Annotated in this window: 21 protein-coding genes; 8 read left to right on the top strand and 13 right to left on the bottom strand. The window is 44.7% G+C overall.

Features of this window, described 5'->3' with window-relative positions; genetic code table 11:
• Positions 1-8: 8 nt before the first annotated feature.
• Positions 9-1,073: an HlyD family secretion protein gene (locus IQP38_RS23830; protein WP_005376744.1), complete on the bottom strand. Its 1,065-nt coding sequence runs from the start codon at positions 1,071-1,073 to the stop codon at positions 9-11.
• 99 nt (positions 1,074-1,172) lie between these two features.
• On the opposite strand from IQP38_RS23830, the gene IQP38_RS23825 reads away from it, so the two are divergent.
• Positions 1,173-2,033, top strand: coding sequence for a LysR family transcriptional regulator (locus IQP38_RS23825; protein WP_005376746.1), 861 nt, complete (start codon positions 1,173-1,175; stop codon positions 2,031-2,033).
• Positions 2,034-2,183: 150 nt separating this feature from the next.
• Positions 2,184-2,726, top strand: coding sequence for a hydrolase (locus IQP38_RS23820; RefSeq protein ID WP_005457944.1), 543 nt, complete (start codon positions 2,184-2,186; stop codon positions 2,724-2,726).
• A gap of 39 nt (positions 2,727-2,765) precedes the next feature.
• Here IQP38_RS23820 and IQP38_RS23815 read toward each other — a convergent pair whose 3' ends face one another.
• From IQP38_RS23815 to IQP38_RS23805, 3 genes are all read right to left on the bottom strand, one after another.
• Entirely contained in the window at positions 2,766-3,662 is an 897-nt protein-coding gene (locus tag IQP38_RS23815; protein WP_193838103.1) for a 1-aminocyclopropane-1-carboxylate deaminase/D-cysteine desulfhydrase, read from the bottom strand.
• A gap of 109 nt (positions 3,663-3,771) precedes the next feature.
• Positions 3,772-5,058 carry a sensor histidine kinase gene (locus tag IQP38_RS23810; RefSeq protein ID WP_017634708.1) on the bottom strand — a complete coding sequence of 429 codons (1,287 nt, stop codon included), beginning with the start codon at positions 5,056-5,058 and terminating at the stop codon, positions 3,772-3,774.
• A complete protein-coding gene (locus IQP38_RS23805) occupies positions 5,055-5,732 on the bottom strand; it encodes a response regulator transcription factor (RefSeq protein ID WP_017634707.1) in 678 nt (225 codons plus the stop codon). Before IQP38_RS23805 ends, IQP38_RS23810 begins: the two co-directional genes overlap by 4 nt.
• A gap of 152 nt (positions 5,733-5,884) precedes the next feature.
• Here IQP38_RS23805 and IQP38_RS23800 point away from each other — a divergent pair, with 152 nt between their 5' ends.
• The 3 genes from IQP38_RS23800 to IQP38_RS23790 are packed head-to-tail and all read left to right on the top strand — an operon-like array spanning position 5,885 to position 8,737.
• Positions 5,885-6,925, top strand: coding sequence for a glycosyltransferase family 2 protein (locus tag IQP38_RS23800; protein WP_017634706.1), 1,041 nt, complete (start codon positions 5,885-5,887; stop codon positions 6,923-6,925).
• Between the two features lie 2 nt (positions 6,926-6,927).
• Entirely contained in the window at positions 6,928-8,334 is a 1,407-nt protein-coding gene (locus tag IQP38_RS23795) for an ArnT family glycosyltransferase (protein ID WP_053304265.1), read from the top strand.
• Positions 8,335-8,338: 4 nt separating this feature from the next.
• Positions 8,339-8,737 carry a GtrA family protein gene (locus IQP38_RS23790; protein WP_017634704.1) on the top strand — a complete coding sequence of 133 codons (399 nt, stop codon included), beginning with the start codon at positions 8,339-8,341 and terminating at the stop codon, positions 8,735-8,737.
• A 134-nt stretch (positions 8,738-8,871) separates the two neighbouring features.
• Here IQP38_RS23790 and IQP38_RS23785 read toward each other — a convergent pair whose 3' ends face one another.
• The 8 genes from IQP38_RS23785 to IQP38_RS23750 all read right to left on the bottom strand — a co-directional run bounded on the left by IQP38_RS23785 (position 8,872) and on the right by IQP38_RS23750 (position 20,659).
• A complete protein-coding gene (locus tag IQP38_RS23785; RefSeq protein ID WP_193838095.1) occupies positions 8,872-9,816 on the bottom strand; it encodes a hypothetical protein in 945 nt (314 codons plus the stop codon).
• A 3-nt stretch (positions 9,817-9,819) separates the two neighbouring features.
• Entirely contained in the window at positions 9,820-10,764 is a 945-nt protein-coding gene (locus IQP38_RS23780) for a hypothetical protein (protein ID WP_017634702.1), read from the bottom strand.
• Between the two features lie 3 nt (positions 10,765-10,767).
• The gene (locus IQP38_RS23775) at positions 10,768-11,712 is read right to left on the bottom strand and encodes a hypothetical protein (protein ID WP_017634701.1); all 945 of its coding nucleotides are present in this window, start codon (positions 11,710-11,712) and stop codon (positions 10,768-10,770) included.
• A 3-nt stretch (positions 11,713-11,715) separates the two neighbouring features.
• Positions 11,716-12,660 (bottom strand): hypothetical protein, encoded by a 945-nt coding sequence (locus IQP38_RS23770; protein WP_193838094.1) that lies wholly within the window; start codon positions 12,658-12,660, stop codon positions 11,716-11,718.
• A gap of 3 nt (positions 12,661-12,663) precedes the next feature.
• Entirely contained in the window at positions 12,664-13,614 is a 951-nt protein-coding gene (locus IQP38_RS23765) for a hypothetical protein (protein ID WP_017634699.1), read from the bottom strand.
• Between the two features lie 3 nt (positions 13,615-13,617).
• On the bottom strand, positions 13,618-14,562 hold the full coding sequence (locus IQP38_RS23760; RefSeq protein ID WP_017634698.1) for a hypothetical protein: 945 nt from the start codon (positions 14,560-14,562) through the stop codon (positions 13,618-13,620).
• A 3-nt stretch (positions 14,563-14,565) separates the two neighbouring features.
• The gene (locus IQP38_RS23755) at positions 14,566-18,063 is read right to left on the bottom strand and encodes a T6SS effector BTH_I2691 family protein (RefSeq protein ID WP_193838093.1); all 3,498 of its coding nucleotides are present in this window, start codon (positions 18,061-18,063) and stop codon (positions 14,566-14,568) included.
• Positions 18,064-18,325: 262 nt separating this feature from the next.
• A complete protein-coding gene (locus IQP38_RS23750; protein WP_017634696.1) occupies positions 18,326-20,659 on the bottom strand; it encodes a YgiQ family radical SAM protein in 2,334 nt (777 codons plus the stop codon).
• A gap of 425 nt (positions 20,660-21,084) precedes the next feature.
• Here IQP38_RS23750 and IQP38_RS23745 point away from each other — a divergent pair, with 425 nt between their 5' ends.
• The 3 genes from IQP38_RS23745 (at position 21,085) to IQP38_RS23735 (ending at position 24,691) form a co-directional block, all read left to right on the top strand.
• Positions 21,085-23,541: an EAL domain-containing protein gene (locus IQP38_RS23745; protein ID WP_193838092.1), complete on the top strand. Its 2,457-nt coding sequence runs from the start codon at positions 21,085-21,087 to the stop codon at positions 23,539-23,541.
• An 86-nt stretch (positions 23,542-23,627) separates the two neighbouring features.
• The gene (locus IQP38_RS23740) at positions 23,628-24,338 is read left to right on the top strand and encodes a hypothetical protein (RefSeq protein WP_005389354.1); all 711 of its coding nucleotides are present in this window, start codon (positions 23,628-23,630) and stop codon (positions 24,336-24,338) included.
• A 152-nt stretch (positions 24,339-24,490) separates the two neighbouring features.
• Positions 24,491-24,691, top strand: a complete 201-nt coding sequence (locus tag IQP38_RS23735) for a DUF4250 domain-containing protein (protein WP_005376762.1) — start codon at positions 24,491-24,493, stop codon at positions 24,689-24,691.
• A 21-nt stretch (positions 24,692-24,712) separates the two neighbouring features.
• On the opposite strand, the gene IQP38_RS26790 is transcribed toward IQP38_RS23735, so the two are convergent.
• A partial coding sequence (locus IQP38_RS26790) for a LysR substrate-binding domain-containing protein (RefSeq protein WP_265575757.1) occupies positions 24,713-25,067 on the bottom strand: 355 nt, incomplete at its 5' end.

Raw genomic sequence — 25,067 nt, 5'->3', positions numbered from 1 at the left:
GTCGCCGCCTAGTAAATGAAGTGAAACCAGCTTGCGAGGTGAATCTGTGCTTGCGCCATCAACTGCCAGAAAATGCTGTTGTCTGGGTACAAAACAATGGTAGCGCGAGAGCCGACAAACAGTGCTGGTGGTAACTCTTCGCTGCTGGTTAGGTTCACTCGTGTACGCTGCGCATCACGTACCCAGCGGTTGTTCACTTCCACTTTGGTCAGTGCGCCATTAGGCGTTTGTTGTGCGGCTGCTACACCGTAATCGCGGCTAGCTAAATCAAAGTCGTACACCGAACCTGGGTTGGCATCAAATGTGACCAAGGCGTGGAAAGTCTTGTCTACGTTCGCGACGGACTTTTCACGAAAATCAGCGGCTACCCAGAGTGATCCTGTTGGTACAAACGTCAGCAATGGCATGTTGGTGTTTGCCATCGTGCCAACTTCTAGTTGCAGGTTGGTCACGACACCATCACTGGGAGCGAGTACCGCGGTATTTGCCAAATCAAGTTGCGCCTTTTCGATGCCGTTTTTGGCAATTCGAACGGCGGTGCTTTGACCTTTTTGATCGCCTAATTGCGCCTCAATGACTTTTAAGTTTTGTCGTTCCGCTTTAAGCGCTGCACGTGATACCTGATTTTGGGCAAAGGCATTATCGAGTGTCGATTGAGAGATGACTTTCTGCTTCGATAGTGTCAGTAAGCGGTTGTACTCGCGGTGTGCATTATCAAATGTCGCTTGTGCGCGGGCAATATTGGCAAGAGCGGCTTCGCGTTGAGAATACAGCGTTGCTTCTTTTTCATAAGCGGATTGCAGAGACAGCTCCGCCTGTTCAAGTGCTATCTTGTATTTACGATCATCAATCGTAAACAACACATCGCCTTTTTGAACGGACTGGTTATTCTCGATGAGAACGTCGGTCACTTTACCAGATACCTCGGGCGCGACTTGGACAACGTATCCTTGTACTCGTCCTTCGGTCGTTAAGGGGGCGTGGCGGTCAGCAATGATAATGTACAAAAATAGTACGATGAACAGGACAATCAAAGTTCGCATCCAGTGTTTAAATTTTTGGTCAGCCGTCATTACAAGTTCCGTTAAACATATTGGATAGCGGATTATAGAGAAGTCACTCACAATTCAGTAGAATGATAATACGAACATGAATGACCTAAAAATAGGACAATGAACGTTAGTTTTGATGATATTTACCTATTCACTCAGACGGTGGTTCACGGCGGTATAAGTGCAGCGGCAGAGGCGAATCAACTACAACGCTCAAAAGTGAGTCGTCGCCTGCAAGAATTAGAGAAATCGCTCGGGGTACAGCTTTTGATCCGCACAACACGCAGCATTGAGTTGACGGAGCACGGGAAACGCTTGTTTGAGTTGGTGGGGCAGCCTATTGACCATATTCAGCAAGGTTTAAATGCCATGCACGAATATCAACAAGAGCTGACGGGCAAGGTGCGTTTAGCCATTCCTTCCGCATTGATGAGCTCTGCCGCGTTTAACGCGATCATCACCGAGTACACAACGCGGTATCCGGAGATTTCGGTCGAGATTGAAAACCATCAAGAGAGTGTCGATCTTAAGCGTCAATCGTTTGATTTACAGCTTCTTCCGAGCGTGGTCAAAGTCACCGATGACAGCTATGTGCAGTTCAGTCTTTTGCCTTATCGTAGTCACTTTGTTGCGTCAAAAGCCTATCTAGAATCGCATCCGCCAGTAAAAACGGTGGAAGATCTTAAGCAGCATCGCCTTTTAACTAATCGTTACAATGCCGATTTGCTCGATTCAGATCTGCATGTGGCGTTGCGCTCGGACGACCTCAACTTGCTGCGCTCGATGGCGATAGCAGGAAACGGCATCGCGTTTATTCCTCAAATTCATTCCAAGCCTGCACTGAGAGACGGTTTGTTGGTCGAGGTGCTGCCTCAATTCGCGCATCCGAAGCAGCATCTTACTCTGATTTATCCCTCGGCCTTATTTCTGCCCAATAAAGTCAAAGCCTTGATTGAACTAATTCGAGAGAAATTTAAATAGTCAGTTCAAACCACCCTTACCTAAGGGCAAATGTGTGAGCGAAGGTCATCTTTCTAGGTTTTATTGCTCTAACATGAAAGGGTTCTGATACATTAACTGTTGCTCAACTTGTTGAGTATGGTTTGTGGTCGCATAAGATAGGAGATGGAAATGTTGTCGAAAGGAAACACGGGCCTGATTGTGGTGGATGTTCAGGGCAAACTCGCTACATTAATGCATGAAAGCGACGCACTGATTGAAAATATCACGAAACTGGTAAAGGGCGCCAAAGCACTAGATTTGCCTATTCTGTGGCTAGAACAGAATCCAGAAAGGTTGGGCCCAACCGCGGAGCCGATTCGTGAAGTGCTTGAAAGTACGCATTTACCTATTACCAAGTACACGTTTGATGGTTGCAAAGAGGCGACGTTTAAGGTCGCGGTGGAGAACGCGAAAGTTGATACCTGGTTGGTTTGCGGTATTGAATCCCATATTTGCGTCTATCAAACCGCGGTTTCTCTGCGTCAGTCCGGTTATCGCGTTGAATTAGTCACGGATTGTGTATCTTCCCGAACCGCAGCCAATAAAGCGCTCGCTCTTGCGAAGTTAACCGCAAACGGTGTGGTGCTCACTGGGTTAGAAATGTGTTTGTATGAAATGGTCGAAGATTGCCGAGCACCTGAATTCAAAGAAATTCTGGCGCTCATCAAATAGTGGAATCACTGTAATCAGCAGCAACTTTATTTGAACACGCTATTCAAATTCTCGTTGATATCTTGGCAACATCGACTCGTTGCCAAGTAACCCGCCTTGGTGAATGTAAATCACCGTTTTATCTGTGTTCTCTTCGAACCAAGGTGTTAGGCATTGCCACATATACGGGTCGTATAACAGGTCAAATTCGAGGTCGGTTTGCTCAAAGAGTGCTTTCCATGTGATGTAATCTTCTTCGTATAAGCGACCAAAATGGTGTTTGTTGCGGATGGTTAAAATGGTTGGGTGGCTGTTTTCACCGAGCTGGTTGAACTGCTCAGTTAAGTAATCTGCATCGCCTACGCAAGGGCAAGTTAGCACTTCAATGCCGTGTGGACTTAAATGTTTATGAAGATATAAAGACGTCGTGCCAGTGCCTGATGGCAGGGCGACCGCAAACTGCTCTTTACCTCTCAATCGCGTCCAATCAAGAATTTCTCGTGCTAACTGTTTGATGCCAGCTTCAGCGAGGTGGGAACGTCCACCTTCTGGAATAAGCAATGTCGATTCATCTAATCTTCGTACCTGGTGGATGTATTCACTAGGGTGGAGTTCGCTACCGATGTCTTGCATGGCGGTGATTTTCATACCCAAATCGAGAGCGCCGCGATAGTTTCCGATGGGGGAGCTTTTTAGCCAAGATGGAATGTGATGAACATAAAACTCAAACGCCCAACCTTTAATCTGGGCGAGAGCTGCTAGCGAGTACATGGCATTAGATTGAGCGGAGCCAAAGCTTATTAACGTGGTGATGTCGGGATTTTGCTCTTCCATTAACGTCATAAACTTACGTGCTTTGTTCCCAGAAAAGTGGGAGTGGAGCATGTCGTCACGTTTAAGGAAAAATTTGTGCCCATTAAAGCTATGTTGGGTGATAGGACTTTCTGAGAGTTTCATGTCGATGCTGACGGAATAAACCGTGTCACCTTTGCCATTTAAAAAGGGCGCGTAGTGTAACGCCATTAAACCCAGATAAAAAGTCTGGGTTTCAGGACTTCCATTTCGGTTATTCCTGATGTTCTGTTGCGAGGTTAATTACTGCCTCACAACCACCTTCTGGATGTGTACCAATCTTAAATTGCCAGCCATAGCGTTGGCACAAATCGTCCACAATCATCAAACCTAATCCGTGCCCATCAGAGTGCGGAATGGTCGAAAAGCCTTCACCTTCATCACGCACCGAGATGGTGTTTTCATCCATATTGATATGAATTGATCCCGATGGTGTCGCGGCGATGCCGTTGCGAATCAGGTTGCCAAGAATAATGGTCAACACGGCATTGGTTGCGCGCGTTCTTGGGTTGCCGTCGATCTGTACATCAAAGCTGAGTGCTTTCTCATCCGCCTGAGCTTGGCTTTGGAAGATGATTTGGTTGAGTTCTTCTTCGGTGATGCTGCGTACTGGTGAATCATCTGCATTACGCTCGTAACGCACTAAGCCGAGTAGGGCATCCACCATGGTCGACATTTGCTGCGTCGCATCCTGAATTCGGTTCACTTGGCGGGTCTGGAAATCCGTGTTCGCACTTCTCGCCAGTAGGCTGCTTGAGCCTTTCATTACGGTTAACGGTGTACGCAGTTCATGGCTTGCGTATCGTGCAAAGGCTTGCTCACGCTTGATGACTTGGTTGATTTTGTGGCGATACTCATTCAACTCATCCGCGAGGGTTTGGAACTCTTTGGCCGAGCCCTCAGGCACACTAAAAGTTTGCGTGGCATCTCCTTGGTGATGGTCGAGTTGAGTTTTGAGCGCATTGACGGGTTCAATCAAGCGCTGTGATAAACGCAGCAACAGACTGCCAAATAGGAACACCAGGACGGCGACAATGGACAACACCATAGCAACGACGAGAATGAATTCCTCTGAGGTGATCTCGATTTCATCAATCAAGGAAACCAGAATCACAGGATGTTCAACGCCTTTGTAGGTGTAAGTGCTCATGTAAACCATGCGCGAGTATTCACCGTCTTCTACTTCATCAAGAAAGTGCTTTTGACCAATCAGGTATTTTTGGTAGCGCTCGGCAACCAATGAGATGTCGTTGTATGCAGTGGTGAGCAGGTCAAGCTGAATACTGCCTTGCTCTGGGTGGGACTGGAAATGTTCAATCGCTTCTTTTTTGTCGACCATAATACGACGCTCGCCGACACGGTCTTCAGACCAAAGCAGGGAGCCGGTAATCAACAAAAAGCAGAAGATGCCAATCACGACCGACACAAAAGAGAAAAACAGAGCGAGTCGCCCTGTCATACTTTGTGTGCTTTGCGTGCTAGCAAGTAAGCGATTGATCATGCAACTGTCTCCAAGCGGAAGCCAACTTTCGGCACGGTGATCAGCACATGTTGTTCAAATGGCTTATCAAGTTGGTTGCGAAGTTGGTAAATGTGGCTGCGCAGAACGTCGTTGTTCGGCTCGTTCTCTTGCCATAGTTGGAAGGCGATTTCTTCACGTGTTACTACGTCTGGCGCGCTTTTCACAAGCATTTCCAGAATGGTGTAAGTGGTGGGGTTTAGCGCCAACAGTTTATCTTGGCGGTAAGCTTTACGCGTTTTTTGGTCGATAGAGACTTCGCCATATTCCAACTTGCTCGACGCGACAGTGCCGCGGTAACGGCGGATCAGTGCCATCATGCGCGCTTCAAGAATATCCAGATCGAAAGGCTTGGTCAGATAGTCGTCCGCACCGTGTTGGAAGCCTTTTAGCATATCGTCACGGCTATCGAGTGCTGTCAGCATAAGCACTGGTGTGTTGTTGCCCGCATCTCGAAGTTTATTGCACATGGTCAGGCCATCCATGCGTGGCAGCATGAGGTCGAGCAAGATGATGTCGAAGGTGTTTTCCATCGCTAGTTTCAGGCCGAGTTCGCCGTTGTCTGCATAATCGAGTTCCGTACCTGCACACTCAAAATAATCGAACAGCATGCCTGCGATTTCTCGATTATCTTCGACTAAAAGTACGCGTTTCATGTATTTCTCTCCAAGTGGGCAGGTGTTCGAAAATAAGACTTCGTCTTAACCGAACATTATTCACTAAGGACGTGAAAAAGATGTCAATAACATCTCTTTCACGTTGATGTTTGTAGACTGGATTCATTCATCGGATTTAGTGGAAGAGTAGCATGTCAACCTTCAACATTCACGCTGCAACCTTTTCAAAGGTGAGCCAACACACTGAGCCTAAAACAGTTTTGTCTGTTGTGGTGCCATTCTTTAACGAGCAAGAAGTCTTACCTGAATTTCATCGTCGTTTAGCCGCCGTTTTGGATGAAATGCCAGAACGCTGTGAAATCGTTTATGTGGACGACGGCAGCAAAGACGAGAGCCTAATGATCGCGCAAAACTTTTCTCAATCTTCTAGCGACGTTCGTTGTATTGCACTAAGCCGTAACTTCGGCAAAGAGTCCGCCATGAGCGCTGGCCTGGAACACTGCCAAGGTGAAGCGGTGATCGTGATTGATGCCGACTTGCAAGACCCGCCGGAGTTGATCCCGCAAATGGTATCAAAATGGCGTGAAGGGTATGACGTGGTAAATATGCAGCGCAGCGAACGCCACGGTGAAACTTGGTTCAAACGCTTCTCGGCCGCTTGCTTTTATAAAGTGCTTAACAGCATGGCGAAATTGGATGTGCCTGAGAACGTGGGCGATTTCCGTTTACTGAGCGCAAAAGTGGTTAAACACATCAATGCGTTGCCAGAGCGTAACCGATACATGAAAGGCATCTTTTCTTGGCCGGGTTTCAAGCAAGTGACGGTTCAGTTTGAGCGTGACGCTCGTTTCTGTGGTGAAACCAAATGGAACTACCTCAAGCTGATTGGCCTTGCAATGGACGGTATTACCTCGTTTTCCATTCGTCCTTTGCGTTTAGCGACACTTGCCGGTGCATTGGTGGCGTTCAGTGCCTTTATCTATGGCGCATTCATAGTGATGAAAACTGTTGTATTTGGTGAGCCTGTCACTGGCTACCCATCCATGATGGTCGTCCAACTTGCCTTGGGCGGTGTGCAACTGCTGTCGATTGGCCTTTTGGGCGAATACATTGGCCGCATTTTTGTCGAGACCAAGCAACGTCCTCTTTATCTTGTTCAGTCTGTTTACGAGCAGCCTGCAAAACATCAATCCATCCAAACCATGAAGTTTAAACTGGGAGAAACCGCGTAATCATGAGTATTAATAAAACCCATCTGTGGTTGTTGTTGGCGTTTGCTCTTTTACTCCGTCTTATTTCACTTGCCGCTTACCCTTTGATGGACACCACAGAAGCCCGCTACGGCGAAATGGCGCGCTTAATGGTGGAAACAGGCAATTGGCTTACCCCACAGTTTGATTACGGCGTGCCTTTTTGGGGGAAGCCACCCCTGTTCACGTGGATGAGTGCTTACGGCATTGAGCTGTTTGGATTGAATGAATTTGCAGTGCGCGCACCTCATTGGTTAGCGGGTGTTGCGACGATTGTTTTTGTTGCTTTCATGGCGCATCGCGCTGGCTTTAATGCAGTCATCGCAGCGTTGGTATTGGCGACCTGCGGCATCTTTTCAATTGCGGCGGGTGCGGTGATGACAGACATGGCACTGACGTTGGCAATGACCATGGCGATGGTTGGTTTTTACTATTGCTGGCTCGGCAAAGACAAACACAGTCGACTGTGGGGTTACCTCGGTTTCTTTGGCTTGGCTTGCGGGCTGTTAGCGAAAGGTCCGGTGGCGATCGTGATCATGGGCATCGCAGTGTTTCCTTGGCTCGTGATTCAGCATGGTTTCTTTGGTGCCTTCAAAGCCTTGTGGCAGCGTTTTCCAATTGTGTCGGGGTTGGCGTTCATGCTGGCGATTGCTCTACCGTGGTACATCATGGCTGAAATGGCGACGCCTGGATTTATTGATTACTTCATTGTTGGCGAGCACTTTAAGCGTTTTGTTGTCAGCGGTTGGGAAGGGGACCTGTATGGCTCTGCTCATGATCAACCACGTGGGATGATCTGGGTATTCTGGCTACAATCGGCTGCGCCTTGGTCAATCGTATTGCCTATCTTGGCGTGGAAACGTCGTAAGGTGCTCAAAGCCATTGAAACCGATCATCAAGGTCTATTTAGCTTCCTGATGTGTTGGCTGATTTCTCCAATGCTCTTGTTCACCATGGCTGGGAATATTTTGCCTGCTTACGTACTACCGGGTGTGCCTGCGTTGGGTATCTTGATTGCGATGCTGGTGGATAAACACGATTTCAAATGGTTGACCGGAACGGCAGCGGTGTTGCCAGCCCTGCTTATGATTGCGATGTTGGGTTTGAATATGGGCAAAGCGGATAGCCGCAGCGACCGCATTATCTTCGCGCAAATTAATGACAACGCTCCGGTCTTTTATATTGGTAAGCGCCCGTTCTCAGGCCAGTTCTATAGTCATGGTCAGGCGAAAAAGCTTGAAGATAAGAATGACTTAAACAATCTGAAGAAATTCCGCCTGATTGGTAAATCGCAGCAAGTGGATAGCATGATTCATGAAAATGCGTTGAGTTGTACCAACGAGTTCACAGCAAAATCGAAACGCTCACTCTACACCTGTGTGGTTGGATAACGGAATGCGCAAATTACCAAAATTTACTTCGCTGGAAAGGTTTGCTCTAGTAGGTGGTGTCGGCTTTATGGTCGACACCCTTATCTTTTCTGTGTTGTTCCATAGGTTTGGTCTGGATCTGATGCTGGCTCGTGGGATAGCATTTTTGTTTGCAGCTACCACAACGTGGCTTGGCAATCGCTGGCTGACTTTCTCTCAAGCAGAAAAAACCAACCCTTTCGCTCAATGGCAAAAATTTATGGCGAGTGCCTTTATCAGTGCTTTGCCTAACTTTATTGTGTTCAAAGGCGTAACGCTCGCGCTAGGAACGCAAGGGGTGATGGTCTATTTGGCTTTGATCTTAGGCATATTGGCAGGCATGGTGAGTAACTATTTACTCAGTGCAAAATGGGTGTTTAGTTGAGGATAGAAAGGTTCGGGCTTACTATCCTATCCTCGAGTTAAAAATTCGTTATTTGAACCAATTTTTCTTTTTGTACATCAGAGTAAACCTAAAGCTTTTCATGGGGGGATGTAAAAAGGTAAACAAGCCAAGGTTTATACCTTGGCTGCCGTTAGTTCAGATTTTGATTGTTCGATTTCAGACTCGGTTTGCCACTTGCCGTTGTAAAGATACTTACACTCTGGGAGTGGCGCTTTCGCATCCCTTAAATCAAACACTTCATTGGTAGGGTATTCACGATAATAAGCGGGAGTCGTAAAAAGTCTAGGTTCAGGCTTCGCTTCAAACAGCTTTTTATGATCATTGACCTCTTTACAATCCAGTTTGTAGGCCTCTGACAGTTGCGTGACCATGGATTCTAATTCCACTTCATTTTTAAAGAAAATGTAACAATAAAATCGTCTCTGTGAGCGAAAAGTAATCTCCTGAGCAGTATCTTGGTATTCGCACCTGTCATACTTAAAAAAGAACTTAATTACTTTCCTTTTCTTATTGTAATCAGCAAAGAGCCAGTCTTCACGTTCTCCGACCCTCACTTCTGTTGGTTCATCAGGCTGACGTTTAAGCATTTTAAAGGAGACTAATATAAAAGCACCAGCGCCTGCTAACGCCATCGGGCCAACTACCGCTACCATCAAAACGCAAACTACCGCACCGATCCAGCCAACGGCTTGTGTGGCGGTATTCGCCCACTTAGGCATGTTGCGACGCTTCTTCATCACAAAGCCTTTGTCAGAAAAAATATAGTCATAGCGATAGTCGAGGCCAATCGTAAGGTAAAAGGCTCCAGACACCATCACCGACAAAATAAAAGAAAAAATAGTTACGCCAACCGTGTCACTCGTGTGTATAAACAAAGTTAGTAGGAATGGGGCGATCACAAATGGAAGCGCAAAAAGTTTAAAGTAATAGCGAAATGGTTCCTCTACATCATACTTATGCCATGTTCTGACATTATCGCCTGCGAGTATTTCTTGCTCTTGCGCCTCTTGATAAACTGCCAACTCTTCTGGGGTGATGTAAAATGGTGAATATGCCAAGGGTTACTCCAGAGCTGTAGTTAGTTTAGACTTTGATTGTTCGATTTCAGACTCGGTTTGCCACTTGCCGTTGTAAAGGTATTCACGCTCAGGAAGTGGGGCATTTGACGCCCTTAAATCAAATACCTCTTCGGTTTGATATTCTCTACTACAAACTGGAATACTAAAGAGCCTTGATTCTGGCTTCGATTCAAACAGCTTTTTGTGGTCATCTACCTCTGTACAATCCAGCTTGTAGACCTTTGACAGTTGCGCGATCATGGATTCTAAATCTGCTTCAGTTTTAAAGAAAACATAACAATCTGATCTATCTTGTGAGCGAAAGATAGTCTTATGAGCAGTATCTCGATATCTGCATATGTCCTGCTTAAAATAGAATTGGATCACTTTCCTTTTCTTGTTGTAGCCCGCAAACAGCCAATCTTCTCGTTCGCCTACTCTCACTTCTGTTGGTTCATCAGGCTGACGTTTAAGCATACCAAATGAAACCAATATAAACCCACCAGCTCCGGCAAGAACCATGGGTCCAGCAACCCCAACCATCACGACACAAACTATTGCTCCAATCCAGCCCATGGCTTGAGTCGCAGAGTTGACCCAATTCGGTAAATCACGTCGCTTTTTTATAACCAATCCGCGATCGGACAAGATGTAATCATAACGATTGTCCAACCCAAATGTCAGGTAAGATACACCAGACATGATAATCGTCAGACCCGATAAAATGTAAGTTAAGATCATGTCACTGTTATCATGTAGGAAATAGGTAAGGAAAAATAATGGACTGACAGCGGCTATAGCAATCGATAGGTATAAGTATCGAAAAGGCTCTTCAATATCGTGCTTGTGCCAGGTTGTGAGGTTCATCCCCTTTAGAATTTCTTGCTCTTGTTCTTCTTGATAAGCCGAAAGCTCGTCTGGCGTGATGTAAAAAGGTAAATAAGCCAAGGGTTACTCCTTGGCTGTCGTTAGTTCAGGTTTTGATTGTTCGATTTCAGATTCCGTTTGCCACTTGCCGTTGTAAATACGTCGCCATTCAGGAAGTGGGGCGTTTTTAGCTCTCAGGTCAAAGGTATCGGCTACCGGAAATTCAAGGCTGCGAGAAGGGATATCTTCAATTCGAGGTTCAGGTCTTCCTTCAAAAAACGCTTTATGGTCTGGAAAATCAATACATTCAATGTCGTATTTGTTTGAAAGGGTCTCTAGCATTGCATCTAGGTCTTGAACAGTCCTAAAGAATATGTAGCTATAACCACGAGTTTGAGCTCTGAAGATGGTATGCTTCTCTAGGCTCCATTTAGAACACTCGTCATACTTGTGGTAGAAGCGAATCACTTTACGCTTTTTGTTGTAGTAGGCGAACAGCCAATCTTCTGTCTCTGCTACTCGAACTTCCGTAGGTTCGTCAGGCTGACGATTTAGCATACGAAATGAAACCAGTATAAACCCTCCAGCACCGACAAGAACCATGGGCCCAGCAATACCTACCATTACTACACAAACTATAGCACCAACCCAGCCCATGACCTGCGTTGCTGAGTTTACCCAATTAGGTAAATCACGTCGCTTTTTTATAACTAACCCGCGATCGGACAAGGTGTAATCATAACGATTGTCCAACCCAAATGTCAGATAAGATACACCAGACATGATTATAGTCAGACCCGATAAAATGTAAGTTAAGATCATGTCGCTGTTGTCATGTAGGAAATAGGTAAGGAAAAATAATGGACTGACAGCGGCTATAGCAATCGATAGGTATAAGTATCGAAAAGGCTCTTCAATATCGTGCTTGTGCCAGATTGTTAGATTCATCCCCTTTAGAATTTGTTGCTCTTGTTCTTCTTGGTAGGACGAAAATTCTTCTGGCGTGATGTAAAAAGGTAAATAAGCCAAGGGTTACTCCTTGGTTGTTGTTAGTTCAGATTTAGATTTTTCAATCTCAGATTCCATTTGCCACTTGCCGTTGTAAAGGTATTCACGTTCTGGGAGCGGGGCTTTTGAAGCTCTTAAATCAAATACCTCATCGGTTTGATATTCTTTATAACAAACTGGCGTGCCAAACAGTCTAGCCTCTGGCTTAGCTTCAAATAGCTTTTTGTAGTCGGCGACTTCCGTACAGTCAAGCTTATATTCTGTAGCTAGTTGATTGACCATAGACTCTAAGTCAGACAAGGTTTTGAAAAATACGTAATAGTGGAATCGGTTGTGTAAGCGTGAAATCTTAGTATGTTCTATATTAATATATTCGCATGTGTCATGCTTAAAAAAGAACTTAATTACTTTTCTTTTCTTATTGTAATCAGCAAAGAGCCAGTCTTCACGTTCTCCGACCCTCACTTCTGTTGGTTCATCTGGTTGGCGTTTAAGCATTTTAAAGGAGACTAATATAAAAGCACCAGCGCCTGCTAACGCCATCGGGCCAACCATCGCTACCATCACCACACACACCACTGCACCTATCCAGCCAACGGCTTGCGTGGCGGTATTCACCCACTTAGGCATGTTGCGACGTTTCTTCATCACAAAGCCTTTGTCAGAAAAAATATAGTCATAGCGATAGTCGAGGCCAATCGTAAGGTAAAAGGCTCCAGATACCATCACCGACAAAATAAAAGAAAAAATAGTTACGTCAACCGTGTCACTCGTGTGTATAAACAAAGTTAATAGGAATGGAGCGATCACAAATGGAAGCGCAAAAAGTTTAAAGTAATAGCGAAATGGTTCCTCTACATCATACTTATGCCATGTTCTGACGTTATCGCCTGCGAGTATTTCTTGCTCTTGTGCCTCTTGATAAACTGCCAACTCTTCTGGGGTGACGTAAAATGGTGAATATGCCAAGGGTTACTCCAGAGCTGTAGTTAGTTTAGACTTTGATTGTTCGATTTCAGACTCGGTTTGCCACTTACCGTTGTATATACGTTGCCATTCAGGAAGCGGGGCGTTTTGAGCTCTCAGGTCAAAGGTATCGACTACTGGAAATTCAAGGCAGCGAGAAGGGATATCTTCAATTCGAGGTTCAGGTCTTCCTTCAAAAAACGCTTTATGGTCAGGAAAATCAATACATTCAATACCGTACTTGTTTGAAAGGGTTTCTAGCATCGCATCTAAGTCTTGAACAGTCCTAAAGAATATGTAGCTATCACCACGAGTTTGAGCTCTGAAGACGGTGTGTTTCTCTAGGTTCCATTTAGAACACTCGTCATACTTGTGGTAGAAGCGAATCACTTTACGCTTTTTATTGTAGTAGGCGAACAGCCAATCCTCACGCTCACCGACTTTAATTTCGGCTACTTCGTCTGGTTGACGTTTAAGCATTTTAAAGGAAACCAATATAAAGGCCCCAGCGCCAGCTAAAGCCATTGGACCAACAAGAATTACCATTAATATACATGTGCTAGCGCCCACCCAGCCTGTTACTTGACTCGCATTGTTCATCCATTTTGGAATGGTACTACTAGACTTTGCAACAAGTCCTTTTTCTGAAAAAACATAATGGTACTGCTTTAAAAGCCCCCATCTCATTAGGAAATAAAAAAGTGCCACGCAAAATGAAAGTACACATGCTAAGAAAATGGTGTCATCGTTTTGGTCAAAGTTTGCTAAGGCAAAAAATATCGCAATACAGACAAACAAGGTTACGAGAGTAAAATAGAGGTGAATGTATCGAGAAGGCATCTCGACGTTTACAACACTCCAACGTAAAACATTGCTACCCGAGCTGATTCTTTGCTCTTGAGCCTCTTGATAAACCGCCAATTCTTTTGGGGTGATGTAAAAAGGTGAATAAGCCAATGTTTATACCTTGGCTGCTGTTGGTTCAGATTTTGATTGTTCGATTTCAGACTCGGTTTGCCACTTGCCGTTGTAAAGGTATTCACGCTCAGGAAGTGGGGCATTTGACGCCCTTAAATCAAATACCTCTTCGGTTTGATATTCTCTACTACAAACTGGAATACTAAAGAGCCTTGATTCTGGCTTCGATTCAAACAGCTTTTTGTGGTCATCTACCTCTGTACAATCCAGCTTATATTCAGTAGCTAACTGATTTACCATCGATTCTAAGTCCGTTTCAGTTTTGAAAAATACGTAGCAATCAGATCTGCTATGTGAACGGACAATAGTGTTGTGTTCCATATCGATATATTCACACTTATCCTGCTTAAAGTAGAACTGGATCACTTTGCGCTTTTTGTTGTAGTCGGCAAACAACCAATCTTCACGCTCTCCAATTCTCACTTCTGTTGGTTCATCGGGCTTGCGTTTTAACATACCAAATGAGAATAAAATAAGAGCGCCCGATCCAGCTAACGCCATCGGGCCAACTACCGCTACCATCAAAACGCAAACTACCGCACCGATCCAGCCAACGGCTTGTGTGGCGGTATTCGCCCACTTAGGCATGTTGCGACGCTTCTTCATCACAAAGCCTTTGTCAGAAAAGATATAGTCATAGCGATAGTCGAGGCCAATCGTAAGATAAAAGATCCCGGCCATCATTACTGACAAGATAAGGCCAAAAAAGGTCACGACAAGCGTATCACTTGAGTGTGTCAAAAATACAATTACAAATAAGAAGCTCATAAATGGCAAAGCCGTTAACTTGTAATGGTAGCGAAATGGCTCTTCTACATCATACTTATGCCATGTTGTTAAATTGTCCCCTTTGAGAATCTCTTGCTCTTGTGCTTCTTGATAAACCGCCAATTCTTCTGGGGTGATATAAAACGGTGAATATGCCAAGGGTTACTCCTGAAAACCTAGTGTGCCAACAGCGGGGGTGAGTGTTTTTTTAATTATGTCTTGTTTGATATTGTCTGAAATAATGCCATAAGTTGCACTCTGTTTTATGCCGTTTTGGAACCAATACTCACGCTTAGCAGGGGCATCATCTTCCACATCGTAAGCTACTTGCATTGTAAGGTAATGATCTGCTTCTTCAATTGGCAAGGTTACTTTGTACACCAGTGATTCTTTGCTCGCTTGATCTTGAGTTTGTAGCGTGACTAAATCTGCGTTTTGATGCCACGAGCCTGACATCAAATCATCTTCTGTTGCCTTGCTGTTAGTTCTCAACGTAATACCATTCGTTGCAGCACGCCTTGGCAGTTGAATATGCACTTCCAAACCGATTAACACACGATGTGTGTAACTTGGGTAAGCTTGTACTTTTTCAATAGGTTGATGGTATACCGTAGGCTGTTGAATAATAGATTGTAAGTCAAACAGCGCTTGCTGAACCAATGCTGAATTATGCTTCTCTCTTTCGGGTAAGCTCGAAGATTGGCTCCACTGAGTGCGAGTCGGGTGATAACCCCAAGGCAGTTTATCTAACCATTTTTGGAAATCATCTTGTTTCAGCTTATTCAACTTATAATTGATGGCTAGGTATGCAATCGTGAGAATAACCAGGCCGGCCGTTATAGGCCCGCCAAAGGATAAGTTTAATGCAAATTGTCCAGTTAACCCTCCGTATACTTGGAATATACCGACAGCTGACATTGCTGTTAATACTAGGGAATTTGCTACATGCAGATATTTTTCTTGACTATAAACTTTGTCAGCACTCTGCCAAGAACGGTAAGCCTCAATACCCGAAGCTAACGCACCTAAAGCCCCTGTGATTGCTAGCCATTTATTGAATACCTTTAGGTCATCAAGGTTTAAGTTTTTAAAGGTATCTTCGTTTCTATTCACTAACTTTTTTAAGACATTATATGAATGTGACCTTAACCTAGGTTCACCCTTCACTTTCTCCCATAACTTACCTGTACGAACACCTGTCCAAGCGTTGACTGTGTAAAATAACTTTTGCTGGATATCCAAAAATTCATCTGAGGACATTAACCCCGTGTCTTGAATACTGCTCATGGCATCACCAAGCGCGATGCAGTTAAATATTAATGCCAGAAAGCCTAGACCACCGGCATTCTCGAACAGTTTATTCAAATCATCGAGTTTATTCATAGCGATCCGCGTTCTAAGCTCGACGGTTCTTTGCGTTAGATCATCAGGTAACTCAATGTACTGCGGGTACTCCAATGTAGCTACAGCGAGAGCCTTCTTAATAGTCTTTCTATTTTCTAAAGCTGTTGTGTATTTAGAGTCAGCTTTGCGGTTATTTTTCTGGAAGTCAGCAATGATGGCATTGTTTTTTTCGAGCTTAATCAGATAATCATTTACGCGTGTTTTCCATTTTTTAAAATCGTGAGCGTAACCTTCTTTTATTGTTACGGGCATATTGTGTGCCATATGTTCTGCAATAACGGCAAATAAATAATAGCTATGACGGTTCAGAGGTTTAGCGAAAACAGGCATCAGCGAAATTGATACTTGTGAGGTCATGCTAACACCAAACTCTACAACGCCTTTTGCAAGCGCACCTATTGCAGATTTAAAAATAATATCCAGCTCTTGGAAACCTTTGGCGATATCTTTGAGAAAAGCTGTTTCCGCAGTGTTTGGGTTGGAAACAAAGTCCATGATCTTAGAGTACATATTCACGCGGTTGCTGGTATCAGATATCTGGTCCATCAACTGATTATCAGGATCAGGATTTTCTGAGACGATCGACTGTTCATCAAGCGCCTCTGTAATATTCTTCTCCATCACTTTAAATAAACTACGACTAAACCCAGAGGCATAGAGTGCGAGTAAACTGGTTGGTTTCTCCCATTGGCTTTCTGCCCATTGGCGGTCTTCTTCTTGCATCACCAAAGTAAATGACTCAACCGCTTGCTTGTGCAGTTGATACAAGCTGTACTGTGTGTCTTCGCTGTATAGGTCGAAGGTTCTTTCAAGATGATGCGGCGTTAAGGACTCCATTACTGCGATAAAGTCGCGTTTGACCGAAACCACTTGGGTTAGCATGTTTTCTTTTTGTTCTGACAGCTCTTGCATCTCGCTCAGCATTTGCTTCCAGTTGAGCTGCTGACGCCAGCGTTCAGTCGCTATCCATTGTTCGTATTTACCAAAACGGCTCGCAGAAATTCGATATTTGTCCTGTATCGCTTTAGCAATGTCACTTTGGGTATGTTGGTGTGATTCAATCGCTCCAGCGGAAAATTTAGCAGGATAGCCGGACTGAACTGAGCTTTTGTTCTGCTCTGCCAAATCAAGTTGGTGAGAGGAGTCATAATAGTCAGCCATGTCGGTATAAAACGACAGCTCTTCGCCGTTACGCTTAACGCTAGCTGGCATGTCTATCTCGTCACTTGCACCAAACATACACAGTTGCATGGCGGTCTGCATCAAGTTCCACTGGTTTGAAAACTGGTCAGTGAAAAGGCGGTAAGGGCTTGCGGCACCAACAAAATGCAGTGACATATCTTGAATGTCTGCGGCGTAATCTTTTATCGCGACGAAGTAGCCTGATTCTTCTTCTGGAATCGCAGAGGTTAAATCGCTTTCGACTGCGACAGGTTTAAAAACAGAACCATCTTCATCTGCTTTGGTGGCGATGCCAGAATCCGCAAAGCGACCATCATCGACGGCAGAAGATTCAATATCAGCGACTTGGGTTAACTTATCTATTGGTGCAATGTTGTGCTGATTCTCGTTTGAGGACAGAACAATGGTTTGCATGCGATCGATATGATTACTCGGATTGTTAAGTACGCGCATGAACGTGTGCCATGTCCAGCGGTGCTCAGAGAAGCAAATCGATAGTACGCTTCCGTTGACGTAAGTAAGGAAGGCCTTTGCATCTTGTGGTGTCCCACGCTGCTCTGATTTTGGGCTTTCTGATTCTCCCAACTTATAGAGCGTGAATTGCGTTCCTTTGATTTCGTATTCGTCTAAGCTTTTGTTGATTGCATCATAGACATACAGCCAACCGTCGCGCAGTTGACGCAGGGTGTAACCAACGGTATTGAGTTTGGCTGGGCCTTGGCCTTTCCATTCTTCAGGCAAACCAAAAGGTTGTGTCTCTTCTGTTTCTAGCTGATCGATGGCATAGCGGACTGGGATAAAGTGCGCAGGTGATGCTTCCGTTGCTTCTTTCTCAGTTTTTAAATTGAGAGGCTCTGGTTCAGACGGCGGTGGCGGATCGATTTTTTTTGTTTCTCCCTCCCAAAACATACTGCGCTCTGGGGGTGAGCCAGCAAGATCATCGGATTCCGTGGTTGGAACGATATTCAGCGATTTCAGTGTACCATCGCTTTCAAATGCCTGAACGGCCTCCTCATAGGTATAGCTGTTGTCATACCAGAACATAGAAGTTTTTGGGGGAAGTGGATTATTCATCGTTAGCCCATGTTTAAGAGTTTTACTCTGTTACGCAAATATCGCACCAAAATAAAGCAATTAAAAATCAATAAGTTATGCTTTTATGGTTTTGCTTCAATCAAATAATTGTTTGTTTTTCCAATAAGTTGGTTGGTGTTTACCATTTTTTGTATTGATTGAATCAAAGTTTGAGTTATTAGTGATGCCTCAATGAGCTGACAAAACAAAAGGGCTCCAGAGTTAACTCTGGAGCCCTTTCTAGTATTTAAGCTCTAAATAATTAGCGACGCTTTGGTTTACGTTGACCAGCTGGTTTGCCTTGTCCTTGTGGGCGACCTTGGCCTTGCGGCTTGCTACCTGCCGGGCGGTTTGCACCGTTGCCGCTAGGACGTTGGCCGTTGCTTGCAGGGCGTTGACCACCTGTAGCTTTGCCAGAACCGTTACGGTTACCAGATGGTTTACCATCTTTTGAACCGCCTTCAGAGCGTTTGTTCAAATGACCACCGAAGCCTGGTTGGTTTTTGGTATGTTTGGTTGCAAAGCGGTTTGCCCCGTGACGACCAGATTTACGACGTTGCGCAGGTGTTTGTGCTTCAATGTCTTCTGCAGGAACGAGACAGCCTTGTTTGTCACCAATCAAATGTTTTTTACCCATACTGACTAGGGCTTCACGGATCATTGGCCAGTTTGCTGGATCGTGGTAACGCAACAGCGCTTTATGTAGGCGACGTTGACGTTCACCTTTTGCTACAGGTACATCTTCACGTTTTTTGTACTTCACGCGTTTCAGAGGGTTTGTCTCTGAGTAGTACATCGACGTTGCGTTACACATTGGCGAAGGGTAGAAGTTTTGTACTTGGTCACATTCGAAGTTGTTCTTTTTGAGCCACAGAGCAAGGTTCAGCATGTCTTCGTCTTCTGTGCCTGGGTGCGCAGAGATAAAATAAGGGATTAAGTACTGCTTCTTGCCTGCTTCTGCACTGTATTTCTCGAACATCTCTTTAAAGCGATCGTACGTACCCATGCCTGGCTTCATCATCAGATCAAGAGGACCTTTCTCTGTATGTTCCGGTGCAATCTTCAAGTAACCGCCTACGTGGTGAGTAACGAGCTCTTTCACGTATTCTGGTGATTCAATCGCAAGGTCGTAACGTACGCCAGATGCAACCATCACTTTCTTCACGCCTTCAACTTTACGCGCTTCACGGTATAAATCGATCGTGTGTTTGTGGTCTGTGTTTAGCTTGTTACAGATGCCCGGGAATACACAAGAAGGACGACGACAGTTCGCTTCCGCTTTTGGATCTTTACAGCCCAGGCGGTACATGTTTGCAGTCGGGCCACCAAGATCGGAAATTGTGCCGGTAAAGCCTGGAACTTTGTCGCGAATTTCTTCAATCTCGTTGATGATAGACTCTTTCGAACGGTTTTGAATGATTCGACCTTCATGCTCGGTAATCGAACAGAAAGAACAGCCACCAAAGCAACCACGCATGATGTTCACAGACGTCTTGATCATGTCGTACGCAGGAATTTTTGCTTTGCCGTACATAGGATGAGGAACACGCGCGTAAGGCAGGCCAAACACAAAGTCCATCTCTTCGGTCGTCAATGGAATTGGAGCTTGGTTTACCCAAAGTTCACGATCACCATGGCTTTGAAGTAACGCTCGACCAGAGTACGGGTTCGTTTCTAAATGCAGTACACGGCTTGCATGCGCATAAAGAATGCGATCGTTTCTTAGCTTTTCAAACGAAGGTAAACGGACCGCAGTCGTCGCAGCATCGTGGCGTGATGGGCGAATTGTGATTGGTTGTGCAACTGGCTCGTCTTTTTTAGTTTCACACTGAGTTTCTACTTCGTATGGGTTCTTTGGTACGAACGCTTCTTTACGAGGTTTTTCAATACGAGAAGAATCAATAACCGTGTAGCCTTCTGGCGCGACTGGCAAGTTCACGGCAGTACCACGAATATTGGTCATGGTGCTGATGTCTTCGCCGTTTGCGATGCGATGTGCTACTTCGACAAGTGCGCGTTCTGCGTTACCAAAAAGTAGGATGTCTGCTTTTGCATCAAATAGTACCGAACGGCGAACTTTATCTGACCAGTAATCGTAGTGCGCAACACGGCGTAGGCTGGCTTCGATACCACCTAAAACAATAGGTACTTCTTTGTAAGCTTCACGACAACGCTGAGAGTAAACCAAAGTCGCGCGGTCTGGGCGTTTACCACCTTCGTTATTTGGTGTGTACGCGTCATCGTGACGAAGCTTTTTATCCGCGGTGTAACGGTTGATCATGGAGTCCATGTTACCCGCAGTGATCCCGAAGAACAGATTTGGCTTACCAAGTTGCATGAACGCATCTTTATTTTGCCATTCTGGTTGAGCAATGATACCGACACGGAAACCTTGTGCTTCTAGCAGGCGGCCAATGATAGCCATACCAAAGCTTGGGTGATCCACATAAGCGTCACCGGTTACAATGATAATGTCACAGCTATCCCATCCTAGGGCATCCATTTCTTTGCGACTGGTCGGCAAGAAAGGTGCCGTACCAAAACACTCTGCCCAGTATTTTTTGTACTCATGAATAGGAGTGATGTTATTGGTCATATTTTGCTCTCTGTTCCAGGGAGCGCGAATTATAGCGATTTGATTATCAGGTATCTATAACAAACTCATCTATTCAAGCTTAGTTCATCGAGTTTTATTTGGTTTGTAAAAATATCAATGCTCTATCGGCGATTTTCTGTCTAATTTCACCTTGAAAGCCTCATGGTTATAGATCGGTTCATGAAAAATGTCGCAATCTTAATACAAAGCATAAGCAATGGTGTGCTTATATGGGGTAAAGCCTATAATCAAATTAGTGCATATTAAATGCAAAAGGCTGAGCTGCTCTGGAAATAGTTCTAAGTCGATAGGCTTATCGTTGACACAATCCATCTATAAAGAGGATCGGCAGGTCCCAACTGGAATGTCGCGAATTGACTGTGAATTTTGAGCCTTGGGCTAATTACAAAAAAAGGGGCTAGGGTATGAGTGAATCTACGACAACAGTGCATCCAAAAATGCAAACGACTTCCAGTCTAACTCCTGTTATAGAGTGGTCTTACGATATTGATACTCGCGAGTTCGAATGTGATCAGCAAGGAATGGCAAAGGCATTTGGGATAAGTACGCCAGTAACCAGCCTAAATAACTTGTTTGATCATATGCTGATGGGGCAACAAGAAACGCTAAAACAACGAATTCTAGAAGTGGAACTCTTTGGCGGACGGGGGCGGTTTTCTTGTTGCATGATGCTAAAAAACGTTAACTTAGTGCACGTTACTATTAGTTTTGAAAGGCTCAATAAGCGCATTATCCAAGGCACTATCATTCCACAATTAACAATCACTGGTTGCGAGGAGTTAGCGAAAATTCTCGAAACGATTTTTGATTTGCCAAATGTAGGCGTTTTAGTTGCCGATGAAGATACGCGCATCTTAGGTTGTAACCGTGCCTTTGAGTTACAAATGGGCTATCAAAACCGAGATCTGGTTGGGCTTAAAACTCATATATTCAGTACCTGTCACCATAGCCAAGCGTTTTATGATCAGCTGTGGCAGCAAATTAATGATGAAGGATGTTGGTGTGGTAACTTGCTGAGCAAAACAGCAAACGGTAGCAACCAAGCTCATCATCTTTGTATTTACCGACTTACGTTTCATTCTGGACGAATTCTTTATCTCGGATTTTCTACGGATATTTCTGCTTCGTTGTTGTGGATGAAAAATCGTTGTGAACAACAGCATGATTGGGCTGCCTTTTTACCGACGAGGAAAGAATTTGAACTCCAATTAGCTACCTTAGCGAATGAAAGCAGAAATAAAGAACTCAACATTGTTATGACACTAAGACCTAAGTTTTCGGAGAGATACTTGCTTGAACAGCAATTAGGTTTTGCAGATTTTATTATGCGAAGTCGCTACACCAGTATTGCGGGGCAGTTATCTCGGGATGTGTTTGTCGTATGCTTGCAGACCCCTCATTGTCAATGGTTGAGCCCGGTTCGTTTGATCCAAATTGCCATGAAAGGGTTCTTTAATGAGCTTAGAAATGAAATGGGCACAAAAATGCATGCCACTATCGTTAAAGGCCAAACTGGTGTGTCAATCCTTGGCTATGATACGAACCGACCAAGACAAGCGCTAGCACATGCAGCGCAAGCGATGTTGTCCTCTATTTCCGGTGAAGGTAGCTATTTCAACTTTTACGACAGTGAACTTCACTCTGAATTAGTGAAGCGCCAACATCTCGAGGCGTTTTTGGAGGCGCAAATAGAGAGTGGGCTAGTGGACGTTTACTTTCAACCGATTATCGACGTTCAAACCGGAAGCGTGGTTAAGTTCGAGGCTCTCGCACGCTTCTATGATGAAAATGATGCGTATTGCACGCAAAAGATGATCGCTATTATTGAAGATCTAGAACTCATAGCGGCACTTGATGATGTGGTCTGCCAAGCTGCGTTGAAGCACTTTCCGCGCTTACAAGAAATTTATGGCGAGGAAGTGGGCGTGACCATCAATCGCTCCCTCAATACGAAATTGGATTCTCTTCAGATCCTTCAGCGGTCGCATGATTTGATTAAAGCCAGTGGTGTAGACCCTAAGCGAGTAACTATCGAGCTAACAGAAACCGCGTATTTTGAACAAGATGAGGAGCATACTCGAGCTCTAGAGGAAGTGCGGAAAGAGGGCATTGAGATCGCGATTGATGACTTCGGTACTGGGTATTCTTCTTTTTCTTATCTAGAAAAAGGGCAGTTTGATTTACTGAAAATAGACCGAAAATTCATCAAGAACATTCATAAAGGGAGCACCAGCTATAACATTGTGAAAATGGTCACCGAGCTTGCACAGCAAATGAATGTAAAAGTGGTTGCTGAAGGCGTGGAATCTAAGCAAGAACTTCAAGTATTGGCAGAAATCGGTGTCGATTACATGCAGGGCTTTCTATTTTCTGCTGCCGTGCCTGTCGATTTGATGGATAAAGCGGACAGTTATGAGCATCTGTTCTCTGACATCGCGATTGAGCCTAAGCAAAGTGATGTGTTGCAATCTTTGAGCCATGAACAAGTCAGGTCTATGGACCCTGGAGAACCGCTCTCCTTGGCAGTGGAGTACATGAATTTGAATCCAAGCTTGCCTTTAGTTGTTCTCAATGAAAATCGTTGTGTTGGGTTAATTACGAAAGAGACGGTGAATTTACACCTAACGCCCTCGATGGGCACAGAGCGAGAAACTGAACGAGAAAGCAGAATTTGGAAGCGTCCTGTTAATCAGATAATGAGCACCGAATTTGTGTTGGTTGATGAGGATTTACCTGTCTCTGTTATTCGAGAGTTGGTTAAAACCGGCATTCGTTTCCCTTGGGTATTGTGTAATACCAAAGAAGAGTACCGTGGAGTTTTAACGCAGGAAGACGCGTTGAAGTATCTTGCTTCTCTGTGAATAAAATTGTCTTACCGTTTTAGCTCATTTGGGGGCCGACTTTCGGTGGTTTGGCGATAGTTGATTTGATATTATCGCCCCCCAAAATGACTTTTGAGCGTGCATTCAACATGATTCAACAATTGCTGGTTACTTTCCCTCCGATGCTATTTGGCGCACAAGCGCTACTGACTTTGCTTCTAATCAAGGGCGATATTTGTCCTGGTCAGCGAGGACGTCTTCATAAAATGTTGCCTGCAGTAGCTGTATTGTGGCTCGCTGTTGCGTCACTTCGCATTGAAGCATTTATGATCGTGTTTGCTATTTTCTACTTCTATTCTCAGGTTCAAACCAAGAAAACGCGTGAAAAAGGGCCACTATGGGCGATGCATTTAGCGAATGGTTTGGCCTTTGCGTATGTGAGTATTCAAGTATTTGAGCAATCAAGCTGGCCAGCATCGATAGCGATGGCGCTAATGATATTTTTCCTTGGGGCGTCATTTTCTCAATTGCTGCTTACGATAGCTCGCAGCAGATTACAGGCATTTCACCGTATTTTACCAGTTACGGGCATTGTGTCTGGAATGCTATTAGTCATCGCAACGTTGTTTGCTTCTTACCAGTTAAATGAAGCCACACTAAACGCTGCGACACAGCCGATCTTGCTGTCTTTAGCTATGCTAATTTCTTCAATTATTGTGTGGTGTTGGCATATTTTTACGCATAAGAAACCAGAAAAGGTGCAGCTGAGCGTTGCCTTGTTGCTAGCGCTCGCGTCGATGACGAGCCTGCAAGGTTTATTCTCTCTCGCGGCTTAACCTCTATTCTAAAGACAAAGCTAGACAGCTTATATCCAAGTGCTTTCTTGGTGCTTGGGTATAAGGTGATCACGTTTTAGATCGCACTCACTTTAAATTCGCGTGATTACTACTACGCTTGTTTATATACCTTGTCGAAGAGGAGAGTCGCGATGGATTTAAGCAATGTAGGTAATCTGGACAGCACTATTTTGCTAGGTATCGTCAACGAAAAGCTACGTTTAGAGTGCGACAGTTTTGACGAGTTAGTATCAGTGTATGAGATGGATGTAGAGTCTGTAGTCGGCAAGCTTGATATGCTCGGTTATCAGTACGATCCATTGACTAACCAATTTAAAGCATATCAACGCTAAGCCTTTCATAACCCAAATCTTTTAAGCCACCTTGATTCCGTCAAGGTGGCTTTTACATTGTAGCCTCGCGGTTGCGAAAAAAGCTTGTAAGTAACGCTTTTCTTTCTCTGAGTGACGCGTTGCAGCAAACAAGCGACGCCATAAGCCTTGGCCGAAAGGTTTACTGGTAATAAGACCTTGGCGAGAAAATTCAGAAATCGCCCAATTGGGTAGTGCCGCCACCCCTAATCCAGCAGAGACCATCTGAACTAACATGAGAGTGTTGTCGGCTTGCTTCCATTTCGCAGGTTCTATTCCTGCTGGCTGAAGAAAGTGTTTTACGACGTCTAGCCTTTGTTTTTGAACCGGATAAGAGAGCATGGTTTGATCTGCGAGA

The sequence above is a fragment of the Vibrio sp. OPT41 genome, assembly GCF_015163595.1.
In the GTDB taxonomy this organism is placed as follows: domain Bacteria; phylum Pseudomonadota; class Gammaproteobacteria; order Enterobacterales; family Vibrionaceae; genus Vibrio; species Vibrio alginolyticus.
Note: the sequence above shows the minus strand (reverse complement) of the source record. Positions and strands in the feature narration are given on the sequence as shown.

Bases quoted from the DNA above. Each gene is read 5' to 3' on its own strand.
- IQP38_RS23830 (WP_005376744.1), bottom strand. From the start codon at position 1,073: ATGACGGCTGACCAAAAATTTAAACACTGGATGCGAACTTTGATTGTC.
- IQP38_RS23825 (WP_005376746.1), top strand. From the start codon at position 1,173: ATGAACGTTAGTTTTGATGATATTTACCTATTCACTCAGACGGTGGTT.
- IQP38_RS23820 (WP_005457944.1), top strand. From the start codon at position 2,184: ATGTTGTCGAAAGGAAACACGGGCCTGATTGTGGTGGATGTTCAGGGC.
- IQP38_RS23815 (WP_193838103.1), bottom strand. From the start codon at position 3,662: ATGAAACTCTCAGAAAGTCCTATCACCCAACATAGCTTTAATGGGCAC.
- IQP38_RS23810 (WP_017634708.1), bottom strand. From the start codon at position 5,058: ATGATCAATCGCTTACTTGCTAGCACGCAAAGCACACAAAGTATGACA.
- IQP38_RS23805 (WP_017634707.1), bottom strand. From the start codon at position 5,732: ATGAAACGCGTACTTTTAGTCGAAGATAATCGAGAAATCGCAGGCATG.
- IQP38_RS23800 (WP_017634706.1), top strand. From the start codon at position 5,885: ATGTCAACCTTCAACATTCACGCTGCAACCTTTTCAAAGGTGAGCCAA.
- IQP38_RS23795 (WP_053304265.1), top strand. From the start codon at position 6,928: ATGAGTATTAATAAAACCCATCTGTGGTTGTTGTTGGCGTTTGCTCTT.
- IQP38_RS23790 (WP_017634704.1), top strand. From the start codon at position 8,339: ATGCGCAAATTACCAAAATTTACTTCGCTGGAAAGGTTTGCTCTAGTA.
- IQP38_RS23755 (WP_193838093.1), bottom strand. From the start codon at position 18,063: ATGAATAATCCACTTCCCCCAAAAACTTCTATGTTCTGGTATGACAAC.
- IQP38_RS23750 (WP_017634696.1), bottom strand. From the start codon at position 20,659: ATGACCAATAACATCACTCCTATTCATGAGTACAAAAAATACTGGGCA.
- IQP38_RS23745 (WP_193838092.1), top strand. From the start codon at position 21,085: ATGAGTGAATCTACGACAACAGTGCATCCAAAAATGCAAACGACTTCC.
- IQP38_RS23740 (WP_005389354.1), top strand. From the start codon at position 23,628: ATGACTTTTGAGCGTGCATTCAACATGATTCAACAATTGCTGGTTACT.
- IQP38_RS23735 (WP_005376762.1), top strand. From the start codon at position 24,491: ATGGATTTAAGCAATGTAGGTAATCTGGACAGCACTATTTTGCTAGGT.